At 34.9% G+C, this 12,710-nt stretch carries 9 protein-coding genes; 4 read left to right on the top strand and 5 right to left on the bottom strand.

The genetic code is table 11. The features are described from left to right. The first annotated feature begins 43 nt into the window (after positions 1–43). Positions 44–835, top strand: coding sequence for a class II glutamine amidotransferase (locus KO502_RS07110; RefSeq protein WP_216021880.1), 792 nt, complete (start codon positions 44–46; stop codon positions 833–835). A 74-nt stretch (positions 836–909) separates the two neighbouring features. Here the strand turns inward: KO502_RS07110 and rlmF are convergent, their stop codons facing one another. The 3 genes from rlmF to KO502_RS07125 form a co-directional block, all read right to left on the bottom strand. Beyond that, positions 910–1,821, bottom strand: coding sequence for a 23S rRNA (adenine(1618)-N(6))-methyltransferase RlmF (gene rlmF / locus KO502_RS07115; protein ID WP_216021881.1), 912 nt, complete (start codon positions 1,819–1,821; stop codon positions 910–912). Positions 1,822–1,865: 44 nt separating this feature from the next. Then, positions 1,866–2,348: a DUF2947 domain-containing protein gene (locus tag KO502_RS07120; RefSeq protein WP_216021882.1), complete on the bottom strand. Its 483-nt coding sequence runs from the start codon at positions 2,346–2,348 to the stop codon at positions 1,866–1,868. A gap of 264 nt (positions 2,349–2,612) precedes the next feature. Continuing rightward, a complete protein-coding gene (locus KO502_RS07125) occupies positions 2,613–2,951 on the bottom strand; it encodes a hypothetical protein (protein WP_216021883.1) in 339 nt (112 codons plus the stop codon). Positions 2,952–3,422: 471 nt separating this feature from the next. Here KO502_RS07125 and KO502_RS07130 point away from each other — a divergent pair, with 471 nt between their 5' ends. Further along, positions 3,423–4,496 (top strand): SEL1-like repeat protein, encoded by a 1,074-nt coding sequence (locus tag KO502_RS07130; RefSeq protein ID WP_216021884.1) that lies wholly within the window; start codon positions 3,423–3,425, stop codon positions 4,494–4,496. A 296-nt stretch (positions 4,497–4,792) separates the two neighbouring features. Here the strand turns inward: KO502_RS07130 and dinG are convergent, their stop codons facing one another. Continuing rightward, complete coding sequence (gene dinG / locus KO502_RS07135) at positions 4,793–6,919, bottom strand: ATP-dependent DNA helicase DinG (protein WP_216021885.1); 2,127 nt, start codon at positions 6,917–6,919, stop codon at positions 4,793–4,795. Positions 6,920–7,047: 128 nt separating this feature from the next. On the opposite strand from dinG, the gene KO502_RS07140 reads away from it, so the two are divergent. Then, positions 7,048–9,579 carry a DNA polymerase II gene (locus tag KO502_RS07140; RefSeq protein WP_216021886.1) on the top strand — a complete coding sequence of 844 codons (2,532 nt, stop codon included), beginning with the start codon at positions 7,048–7,050 and terminating at the stop codon, positions 9,577–9,579. A 291-nt stretch (positions 9,580–9,870) separates the two neighbouring features. After that, entirely contained in the window at positions 9,871–11,076 is a 1,206-nt protein-coding gene (locus tag KO502_RS07145; protein WP_216021887.1) for a cystathionine beta-lyase, read from the top strand. 146 nt (positions 11,077–11,222) lie between these two features. Here KO502_RS07145 and KO502_RS07150 read toward each other — a convergent pair whose 3' ends face one another. Beyond that, positions 11,223–12,644: an alkaline phosphatase gene (locus KO502_RS07150; RefSeq protein WP_216021888.1), complete on the bottom strand. Its 1,422-nt coding sequence runs from the start codon at positions 12,642–12,644 to the stop codon at positions 11,223–11,225. Positions 12,645–12,710 lie beyond the last annotated feature (66 nt).

The following is a 12,710-nucleotide window of genomic DNA, read 5'->3' on the forward strand; positions in this document are numbered from 1 at the left end:
TTAAGTGTCGGTTTGTTTTTTGAGGTTTAATTGAGGTTAGGTAATGTGTGAATTATTAGCGATGAGTGCCAATGTGCCAACAGATATTTGTTTTAGTTTCAGTGGCTTAATGCAGCGAGGTGGTAATACTGGTCCACATAGTGATGGTTGGGGTATAACCTTCTATGAAGGTAAAGGCTGTCGAAGCTTTAAAGATCCTATGCCAAGTGCACATTCACCTATTGCCGAACTAGTGACTAAGTATCCAATCAAAAGTGAGGCGGTTATTTGTCATATTAGGCAGGCTAACTCAGGGGAAGTTTGTTTAGAAAATACTCATCCTTTTATACGACAAATGTGGGGAAGAAACTGGACTTATGCACATAATGGGCAATTAAAAGATTTTCAAAATAAATTACCTATTGAATATCACTTACCAATAGGCACGACAGATAGCGAGCATGCTTTTTGTTGGATACTTGATCAATTACACCTTCAGTTTGGTGCTAAACAGGTTGAGGCCACTATTTTATATAATTTTATTGCTTCGTTAGCTAAAAAAATTGATGCGCTTGGTGTGGCAAATATTATTATCAGTGACGGCGAATACTTATTTGCTTATTGCTCTAATAATTTACACTGGCTTACTCGTAAAGCGCCTTTTGGGCAAGCAAGCCTGATTGATGCAGAAATGGCTGTAGACTTTCAACAAGAAACAACGAATAACGATATTGTTACTGTGATCGCAACAAAGCCTTTAACGGATGATGAAACCTGGCACAAGATGCCGCCTGGACAATGGCAGCTATTTTGTTTAGGTGAACTGGTTGCTAGCGAAGAGTTAAATGCTGAATAGGCTAGCTTAGCTTAGCTGTTCAAGCTATTTAAACTGTAGGCGAGAAATCAAGTACCAAGCGTGCATTATATATGTTAAAGGCTTGGCATATCATAAAAACTCCAAGCGATAAAACGACTTATCTTTTGCCCTTGTGTCATATTCACGACTTTAACTTGTTTTACCTTTGCTTTTTTTAAATACAGTTTAATTTTACCCAGATTGTCTTTTTTGGAGACTAGACAAGTAAACCACAATACTTGTTTCTGAAAAATTTTGCTTTCTATAATCATTTTTTCAATAAAGGCTAATTCTCCACCTGGACACCAAAGCTCAGCTTTTTGTCCACCAAAATTTAAAGCTCCTTTTTGAGGAGAAGAAGATATTTTAGTTTTGTTTAAGTTTTTCCATTTTCTATTAGTTCCATGGGTTGCTTCATTAAGCGAGCTATGAAATGGAGGATTACATAAGGTTAAGTGGAAAAAATCATTTTCTTTAATAATATTAGTAAAAATATGATGTGTGTTGATCTGTAATCGACATTGAATCTTCTGAGTTAATGTATTATCACTAGCAATAATACTTTGAGCGACATTAATTGAGATTGGATCGATATCCGATGCCACAAAACTCCAGTTATACTCCCTTTGCCCTAAAAGGGGATAAATACAACTTGCGCCAGTACCTATGTCTAATGCGTTAATTACTGAATTTTTTGAAAGTACATCTATTGATGTGTTGACCAGTAAGTCATTAAGGTGATGAATGTAGTCTACTCTGCCGGGAACAGCAGGACATAAGTAACCTTCAGGAATATCCCAAAAGTTAATACGGTATTCACTTTTTAATAAAGCAGCATTGAGTGATTTAACGGCTAGGGGATTCGAAAAATCAATAGTATCTTGATTATTATATTTATTTTTAATAATAAATGGGGATAGCTCAGGACTCACTTTGAGTAAATTTTTAAAGTTGTAACCTTGTTTGTGGCGATTGTTTATATGCAAAATAAGACCGTTCTGAAAAGTAAAAAAACAATAAAATAAATGTGTTAGTTATTAATGGGCTTGTTACCAATTTTAAAATAACCATTACTGTTAAATTGTACTACTTGATGTCTTTTTTTACCTAAAAGAATAGGGCCATCATCCATGAATAAAAAATTCTTCCAACAGCGTTTAAAAACAAGCCAAGTCGTTTCGATAACGCTATCTCTAGCGCTGCAATAATAAACAACAGTATTTTGATCCCACGATAAATGATTTTCAATTAATTCAGGTAATAGTTGTTCATTACTATCCCAAAGACCTTCCCATTTCCCTTGTTCTAGCCAATTACTTTTATCAAATGGCCAATCCCCCTTTTTAAAAAAGTCAGGATGATCTACTTGGCGAGAAATAAAGGTATCCCATAAAATATTTGCACGCTCAATGCTCATTGGCTTAATTTTTTTTAAATCAGTCTCACTAATAGGTAAACTTTTGTGCTTGAAAACCCAAGTATTTTTTAAACTTTCTAACGGAAGATAATTCATTAATACACCTCAAAAAGGAAAAAATAATTATACCGTTCAAATAGCAATTAAAAAAGTACTAGCTAATGGGGAGTGAAAACAAGTGAAATTGTGCTTATACCAATTTGATTAAAAATTTTCTCAACTCAGAGCTATGCTCTATGTGCAATAACAAGGAAAATTTCTTTAGGTCTAGTCATTCTAAATCAAATAAATTTAACGATGAAAAGAGAGGAAATAGCTGTTAAAGAACGATTTATTAAACCAAGATCAGGTTAAATAGCCTTATTTATGACTCTTATTTGCTATTCGATAGGCGTCAAATGCAGCAATAATCCACAATAGTAATAATAAATAGCTAACGGTTGAAAAATTATTGTAGTCAATTACCAATTTAGTTTGTAATGCTTGATGAATAGCCGAAAGATCCATAGCGATTTTACCGAGAAGTACATCGTCTACAATTTTTTGAGCTACCTCATGTAATGCTTTAATGAAGTCGAAAAGTAAATAAAGAGTGCTTAAAATAAAAACAAAGGCTAGAGGGTACTTTTTTAAAAAAATATGTCCAGCACCAGGAAAGACAAATAATGATAATAAAAGCACTTTTATGGATTGTTTCATACTTAGACTAATAGAAGTAAAGAAGTAGTAGGCTTATGTTAACTTGAACCGGTACTCTAGGCGAATATAAAATGATGAAAGCTAATATAACAAGAAGAAAATAGCTTTTAAGATCATTTTACGGGTAATAATTAAACAATTGTTTTTATTATTATATTTATGTATACTCACAATAACCAAAAAAATCTTCTCTAGTTTAAATGTTAGGTTTACATAACTAAACTCATAATTAAACCAAACTGAAGATAACATTTAATGAAGTGTATTGTACAAATGTTTAGTTTTGATGGCCTTTGAATCACTATAAGTGAAAAATAAGTAAAATGCTTAAAGAACGCTGCTTTTAGTAAGTTTTTTAAAGCAACTATTTATACTATAAATATAATAAATCAAAGTAACATGTAATTATAACTTGTCTAATTAATGTTCAAATGATAGTTTTTAATTAAAAATAATAAATAAGGTGTAGATATGCCACAAGCAGCAATTCGCAAATATGAGGATGAACAGATGCCAATAGCGGACGTTGATCAACAAGACGTATCAGAGGCGGAATCTGATGAAGCAGTATTGGCAAGCGAAAACTCTTCAGAAAAGACAACTGAAGAACCTTATTATCATTATACTATTGATACCAAAGATCCAGATCCCTTCTTAGTTAAACATAAAACGAAACTTATCTCTGCAATGTTATTTGCGGGTAGTATCGTTGCCGGTTTAGTGTTTTATAAAAGCTATGAATTAAATGAATTCACTAAAAGCTATATTGCTGAGCCACAAGTAAACGATCTTTATTATGTTGATTTTAGATTAATTAAAGATAACCTTCGTCCAGCTGAAAAATATAGAATGGCGAAAGTTAAAGATATTACAGGTGATGTAGTAACAATTAACTTTAGTAGTTATTTTTATATGCAAGAGCATGAACTAAATGAAGCTATTCGTTATGCGCAATTAAGATATGAAAAGTTTTTTCAAGAAAAACGTCATAACTTTAAAATTTCAGAATTAGAAGCAATGGTTGAATCTGGCGCTATCACACTAGCAAGAAGACCTGTAAGCAATATGCTTGATGGTAATGTTGTTGTTCCTGATTCACACTTTAAAAGTAGTTCAGTATTTATTCCTGGCAAGAAAGAAAACTTTGCTGGTTTAGAACATCTAAAATACGCTAAAAATGATCCTGCAAGAGCAGAAGAAGCTTTTGAAAAATTTGAAGAATCAGCAGACTATGGTTTTGCAGCAGGGCAAGTAAACCTGGCTCAAATGTACCTAAATGGTATGGTAGTCGAAAAAGATATGCATGAAGCATTAGCTTTATTTAATGAAGCATCTTTAAAAGGTTATGAGCCAGCAATACTAAAATATGCAATTGTTTGTGAGCAAGTTGAAAGTTGTATGGTTTCTGACTTTTATAAAGAGCTCGTTGCAGCAGGCGTAAATATTGAATTTACTAAGCAAGTTGATGTTAGAGCTACAACTGAGCAGTTTGAAAGAGATTTGAAAACAGCGGAAGAGAAAAGACTTAAAGCTGCTAGATTATAAAACGAGCACGCTAATAACAAAATAAAAAAGGCTTAAATTAATTTTAAGCCTTTTTTTATGTCTGTAATATAAGACAAGTTATGTGCTTTATGAATCTAGTTATGAAGAGGAAATGATAGCGTTACAGGTTTATTACATGTAATTTGATGTTGTGACACGATAAATTTTGAATAGATAGTTTTAAAGTGCGTTTAACCGAATAGATAGTTTTAAAAAAAAGCATTTATTAAGATCTGTTTCAAAGGTTTTAATACCCGTTACTTCTAATAGCTTAAGGTACCCGGGTAGGTCTTATACTATTCATATATTCTTTTAAATGGTGGTAATGAATCAAGTAATTGTTTGCCGTAACGTTTAGTCACAACACGTTTATCAAGTAAAGTTATCACACCTTCATCTTTTTCATTACGTAACAATCGACCGCAGGCTTGTACAAGTTTTTTTGAGGTGTCTGGTACCGATAATGTCATAAAAGGGTTACCGCCTTTAGCCGTAATATACTCCGCTTGTGCTTGTTCTACAGGGGAGGTTGGTACAGAAAATGGTAGCTTGGTGATAATTAAATTATTCAGGTAGTTTCCGGGTAAATCTAATCCTTCTGAAAAACTCTGCGTACCAAAAATAATACTCTCTTTATCATCGTCACAACGTTTTTTATGTTGTTCAATAATTTGTTGGCGTGATAACTCGCCTTGTACCATTATATCTAGCTTGTGTTTGTCTCTTAACGCCTCTGCAACTTTCTTCATTTGCCAGTATGAAGAAAACAACACTAAGCTAGCATTACCTTGCTCTAAGTATTTAGGGAGTTTATTGATTATTTCATCAGTAAAAGCAGGTGCACTGGCTTCATTATCCATATTCGCCATTACGAGTTGCGCGTTATTAAAATAATCAAAAGGTGAGTCGACTTGTTGGTATTGAGTACCATCATCGTTTCTTAAACCGGCTTGAAAACGGAAATGATCAAATGAGTTCAAAGCCCTTAGTGTAGCAGAGCAAAGTACAGCACCTTCACATTGACTCCACAACATGTCCTCTAGCGTAAATCCAACTTCAATAGGTGAGGCGCTTAATAAGTAATCTTGACGCTTAATCATTAATTTCTCTAACCACCTAGCCATTGGTGCACCTTTGTCACTGTCAGTTTTAGCGTACATAAACCAAAGAGCTTGTAAATTTTCTAAGCGTTGTAACATAAACCCTGCTTCAGCGAGTAGAGGTTCGGCAATAAACATTTTGGTATCGCCATCTTTAACTGATTCAATTAAGGCGTTATACAACTTATTTAAGTGACCTATCGATTTCTTACTCAGATTTTGTAAATCTTCAGCCCAGTTTTTTAATGTTTGCGGCACAATACCATTTTCAAATCGATAAACTTGGTCTTCATTTTTTGATTTTGACGAGAAATTATTATTTGAACTTGAATCACTTTCCAGAAAATAAGTGCTAGCATTCGCTTTAACAAAGGTGACTACTTTTTGCATTTCCATCAGTAAATCTTGGCAGTCATCACCTAATTTTAATGCCGGTGAAATGGCGCTTTGTGACTTAATAAGTGCAGACATTTTGTCGCCTGTTTCTTTCAACTTAGTTAGCCATTCAATAGAGCCCTTTAGGGTAATATTTGCACTTGAAAAGTCACGCGTTACCTTGGGTAGGTGGTGTGCTTCATCAATAATATAAAAGGTATCTTCCGGTGTAGACAGTATTCTGCCTCCTCCTAGCTCTAAATCAGCCAATAACAAACTATGATTAACAACTAGCACATCTGCTTTATCCATAGTGTCACGTGCTTTATGAAATGGACAGTGTGTATGCTCAGATAAATGCTTTAAACAGCTGTGTTTATCAGTTTGAACTTGCTGCCAAATATGCTGTGGCAAATGTGTTTCCCAAGAATCTATATCTCCTAACCAACTACCATCAAGTAATGCTTTATGCATTTGTTTGAGCGTTTTAATATCATTTTCATTAGGCTTTTCTGCAAAGGTAAAACCGACTTGCTCTGGCTCATTTTCACTGGTTACCGCTTGTGTTAATTTTTGCCGACAAACATAACGTTGCCTACCTTTTACCAAAGTAAACTCAAAATCTAAACCCGCATATTTTTTAAGAAAAGGTAAATCTTTATCAACCAATTGCTCTTGCAAAGCAACCGTTGCTGTAGAAATACATACTTTTTTATCTCGAGCAAGGGCAAGTGGAATTGCTCCCAAACAGTAAGCAAGTGATTTTCCTGTGCCAGTTCCCGCTTCAATAGTAATTATTTTTCGGTCTTTACTGTATTCACCTGCTAAGGTTTTAGCAATTTCAGCAATCAATAGGGTTTGTTGTTTACGCGGATTAAAATGCGTTAGGTTTTCACCTATGGCTTTATATGATTGACGTATTGTTTGCTTTAACTTGTCAGATAACATGTTTGTTAGTTTCCAAAAAATAAGAGATCGGTTACACTGCTGTATATATTAACAGGTTTAATCAGTTAGCACCGAAAATTTTAATACTATTTTACGACTAATGACTTTTAGCGACATATTTAACTCTTATGACAAGTGATAATAGCAACAGTATTAAAAATGGTTTTTTACTTACTCGACAGGTACAAGATAAGCATGACGGCTTATTAATAACCTTATGGCTTAAAAGTGCAGAAGGCGCAGTTAAATTAGAAATTAACAATGAATTAGCCATATTTTTTGTTGAGTTAACGCAGCTAGAGTCAGCGTTGAACATTTTATCAGAGCAACGAATCTCATTGGTAAAGCATCAATCTCTTACTTTAACAACTTTCAACCAACAAAATGTTGCAGCATTCTATTTTGCTAACTTACGTAGTTTTTATCGTGCACGTGAAGTTTTGAAGTTAAATAATATAAAGTGCTATGAGGATGATATACGCCCTGACGATCGCTTTTTGATGGAACGGCACATTACGGCTGATATTGGTTATATTGGTATGGAGCGAATGATTAACGCTTCAAACACTAACTCGTATCAATTAACTCAACAGGTTAAATGTAAGAGACCTGAAGAGGTTAACAATCAGCATTTAAATATGCTTTCTATCGACATAGAATGTTCGATGGAGGGGGAATTATATTCAATTGGTTTGTACGCGGTTAATCCTATAAATAAAAGCAGTACCAGCTCTGAGCTCGCCCCCCCAAAAAATCATATTTTTAAACGCGTGTTGATGATTGGTGAGCCTGAAAAAGATGCTGCACAATATATTCGTTGGCAAGTTAATGAACAACAATTGCTTAACTCATTTATGCAAGAAGTCGCCTTATTCGATGCTGATATTTTTATTGGTTGGAATGTTATTAATTTTGACTTTATGTTGTTACAAAAACGCTGTGACTTACATGGTATTCCATTTGCTATAGGTCGAGACGGTAGCTCGCCATATTGGCGAAAAAATACTAATAATACGGATCAAAATTTCATTGAAATTGCCGGTCGCGTAGTACTTGATGGTATTGATTTATTAAAAACAGCCACTTATAGCTTTCCTAGCTTTTCCTTAGATAATGTCGCTCAAGCTCTACTTGGTTTAAATAAGCAGGTGAAGGATGTTGAAAATCGCATGCAAGAAATCAACGATAACTTCAAGCATAACAAACAAGCTCTTGCAGCTTATAACCTAGAAGACTGTCGATTGGTTTGGCTTATTTTTGAAAAAACACAATTACTATCTTTTGCGCAGTTAAGAGCGCAACTTACCGGCTTAGCTATTGATAGAGTAGGTGGCTCGGTTGCGGCATTTACTAATTTGTACTTACCTAAATTACATCGAAGTGGTTATGTAGCGCCTAATATGGGGGACGGCGCTTCTGGTTTAATATCGCCTGGTGGTTATGTTATGGACTCCAAACCGGGTTTATATAGCAATGTTCTAGTACTTGATTTTAAATCATTGTACCCAAGTATTATTCGAACTTTTAAAATTGACCCTATGGGCTTAATTGAAGGCTTGAAACAAGCCGAAGAAAACTTAGAAAGTAATACCAATAATATTGAAAATGTTATCAGTGGTTTTGATGGCGCTTATTTTTCACGAAAAAAACATTTTTTACCTGACATTATTGAATCGCTATGGTCAGAGCGAGACAAAGCCAAGTTACAAAAAAATGCAGCCTTATCGCAAGCGATAAAAATAATCATGAATAGTTTCTATGGTGTATTAGGTTCAACGGGGTGTCGTTTTTTCGATCCACGTTTATCTGGCTCCATAACTAAGAGAAGTCATGAGATTTTAAAAACGACCAGTATATGGATTGAGCAATTAGGTTATCAAGTGATTTATGGTGATACTGACTCTATCTTTGTATCTATTGGTGCTGACAAAAATAATGAGCAAGCACAAAGCTTAGGGCTAGAGTTACAACATTTTATTAATGAGAATTGGCAACAAAAACTCAAAGATGATTTTGCCATAGAAAGCCAATTAGATATTGAATTTGAAACTCACTTTACTCGCTTTTTTATGCCAAGTATTCGTGGTGTTCATAACTTAAAAGATCAAAAAAGTATTGGCACCAAAAAACGTTATGCGGGTGTTGTTAATCATAAATTAATATTTAAAGGTCTTGAAACGGTGCGTAGTGATTGGACCGAGTTAAGTAAAGTATTCCAGCAAGAATTATATCGGTTAATTTTTAATGATGAACCAATAGAAGAATATATTAAAAATATTGTGGCAGAGCTGCGCAGTGGAGAGCATGATAAACATCTTATTTATGCGAAAAAGATCAGACGACCACTAAATGATTACGTAAACACGCCGCCGCATATTAAAGCGGCGTTAATTGCTAACGAAAAACTTACCAAGCTAAAAACTGAAACTGAGGAATTAGGTAGAACGAACTTGGCAGCTAACCAATCACTTTATAAACACAGAAGTTTAATTCGCTATGTAATGACACTTGATGGTGTACAACCATTAGATTTTAACCGCAGTAAGCTTGATTATGATTTTTATGTTGAAAAGCAATTAAAGCCAATAGCCGATGATATATTACCATTTGTAGGTAAAGATTTTGATTCAATAACGGGCAATCAAATGGGGCTTTTTTAAGTTTAACTAAATATTTAAACATATTATAAAACAAGCCCTAGCCAGTTGTGTTTATTCGCGGTATAAAGAGCACATAAAGTATTCAGATGGCTAGATAGCTGTAGTTTATTCTCAGCTAAACTTTTCAGGTAATTTATTATGGTAAAAAAGCACGCCGCAGCAGCGCATCAATACACAGGATCAATATTAAGCAGGATCAATAAACATAGAGTCAATTAACATAGAGTCAATTAACGCTTATTAAGATACATAGAATTAATAATCGTAAAGTCAAAAGATAATGAGAGAGTTATGTCAAACGATAGTACTACAACAAGTAAAATAAATACTAAAATAGTTAATGCAGGCCGCAGTGCTAAATGGACACGAGGTGTAGTAAACCCTTCAGTTACACGCGCATCTACGGTTGTTTTTGATACCGTTGCAGATATGAATAATGCCGTAGCAAATCGTCATAATCAAACTATGGTATATGGCCGTCGCGGTACCACAACTTCATTTGCGTTTAGTGATGCCATGACCGAGCTTGAAGGTGGAGCAGGGTGTGCGTTATATCCATCGGGTACCGCAGCTATTACCAATGCCATTTTAGCCTTTGTTGAACAAGGCGATCACATTTTAATGGTGGATACTGCTTATGAGCCTACTCGTGATTACTGTGAAAAAATTCTGACCAAGATGGGCGTAACAACAACTTACTACGACCCATTAATCGGCGCTGGCATTGAAGCGCTTATTCAAGACAATACCCGTTTAGTTTTCTTAGAATCTCCAGGCTCTATTACGATGGAAGTACAAGATGTACCAACCATAAGTGCAATTGCCCATAAACATGACTGCATTGTAGTGCTTGATAACACTTGGGGCGCAGGGGTTAATTTTAGACCTTTTGAATACGGCGTTGATGTAAGTGTACAAGCCGCAACCAAATATATTGTTGGTCACTCTGATGTTATGTTAGGTACGGCTACAGCGGTTGAGAAATACTGGCCACAACTTCGAGATTACAGTTATTTAATGGGGCAATGTACATCTCCAGATGACTTGTACCTAGCGCTTCGTGGTATTCGTACTCTTGGCGTTCGCTTAAAGCAGCATCAACAAAGCGCTATAAAAGTGGCACAGTGGTTACAAGAGCGATCTGAAGTCGCTAAAATATTGCATCCTGCATTTGAATCTTGTCCGGGACATGAGTTCTTTAAACGAGATTTTGAAGGATCTAATGGCTTATTTTCATTTACGTTAAATTGTGGCAATAAGAAAGCCTTAAATGCCTTTTTAGATGGTTTACATCATTTTAAAATGGGTTACTCGTGGGGTGGTTTTGAAAGCTTAGTTTTAGGCATAACTAATGTTAACGCAATTCGTAGTGCAACAACCTTTGATTGTGAATTCCCATTAATTCGTTTACATGTTGGCTTAGAAGATGTTGAAGATTTAATTGATGATTTAGCGCAAGGCTTTGAACGTTTTAATAAAGTATTGGCCGAAGGGTAATTATTACTCAATATGAGTAATGCAAGTTAACAATAAAGTAAAAGCGTAAAACAGCTCAAGCTTTATAGATGAGTATTATCTATAAAGCCAGCCTATAAATAAGTCTATCCAGTAAACAGCTGCTTACTAGATAGACTTTTTATTATCTACTTACCAAGCAAGCTAAAAATCTTCTTAGCAATATCTGTATTATCTAACTGACCATTAAAGAATTCACTTTGTTTTCCAAAGGCAAATACTGGTACATCAATCGCGGTATGACCTGATGTTGTCCATCCGGTATTGGAACGAGTATCAATAATACTCATTAATACTTTTTGGTAAAAACCAACAAAAGTTGGTGTTTTATACTCATCAGCAAGGTGCTGTTTTTCTGCAGCACTTAACAATTCGTAGGCTGCTCTTGCTACTTTATAATCTGCTTGTACTTGGGTTAACTGATTATATTCATCACTACTTAAAGAAAAGTTTAACCATTGACTTATTTTACTCACTGTTGGCAAAGTGTTTGCTGATTTATGGTGATCGACTATCTTTATTGCTATGGCATTAGGCGATTGTGTCATAGTACGTATTACCGTAGGATCCCAAATGTATTCCTCTTTTACCGCTAATGTTAGACCTCCAGTGCTGTGATCTGCTGTTACAATCACCAAAGTATCTGGGTTCTCTGCAACAAAATTTTCTAAGTAGTGGATTGTGTTCGCTAAATCGTCCATCTCATATAGGGAGTTTACTATATCATTGTCGTGTCCCGCCCAATCAATAAGACTTCCTTCTATTAACATAAAAAAACCATTGTCGTTATTTTCTGGAAGAGCTAAGTGCTTCATTGCCGCGTTCACCATAGGTGTTAATCGGTGTTTATTATTGTCATCTATAGCCCAAGGTAATGAGTAATCTGCGAATAACCCCATTACGGGGTTAGTGATATCTAGGCTATTAAGCTGTTCATACTGCTCTATATATTGAAAACCATTTTGTTGAAACTCTTTAACTAAGTTTCGATCAGAGCGGATAAAGCTTTTACGACCACCACCGAAATAAACATCAGCTTTTATACCTTGATCAATATAACTATCAGCAATTTCATTATAATTATCTCGATGTTCGTTATGTGTTAAATAAGCTGCAGGCGTTGCATGATTAATTCGAGAGGTCACAACAACGCCAGTTTTTTTGCCTTGTTGTTTCGCCAACTCAAGCACTGTGAGTAATGGCTTTTTATTTACATCAACAGATATAGCATTATTATAAGTTTTAAAACCAGTAGCGAGGGCAGTTGCGGCAGCTGCTGAATCGGTAACATAACCTGAGATTGCTGCCGGATAAGTGCTACTTAAGCCTTTTAGGTGTTTATCAAAAACAGTCTCTTCAACTATTATGGTATTGGGATCATCATTAAAATAACGATATGCACTGGTATAGGCGGGGCCCATTCCGTCAGCAATGACCATGATAATATTTTTAGGCACAGAAGGTTTTTCAATATTGTCAGCGACTGCTTGTTGTGAGATAAAAGGGATAATGCTCAATAAAGTGAGTGTTAATACATTTGAATTAAACATGTTAAGAGTAAGCTTAATTTAGATTAGAATAAAAACAATATTAAACAGTTAGTTACTTTGTGTCTA

The organism is Colwellia sp. E2M01 (genome assembly GCF_018860585.1).
Classification (GTDB): domain Bacteria; phylum Pseudomonadota; class Gammaproteobacteria; order Enterobacterales; family Alteromonadaceae; genus Colwellia.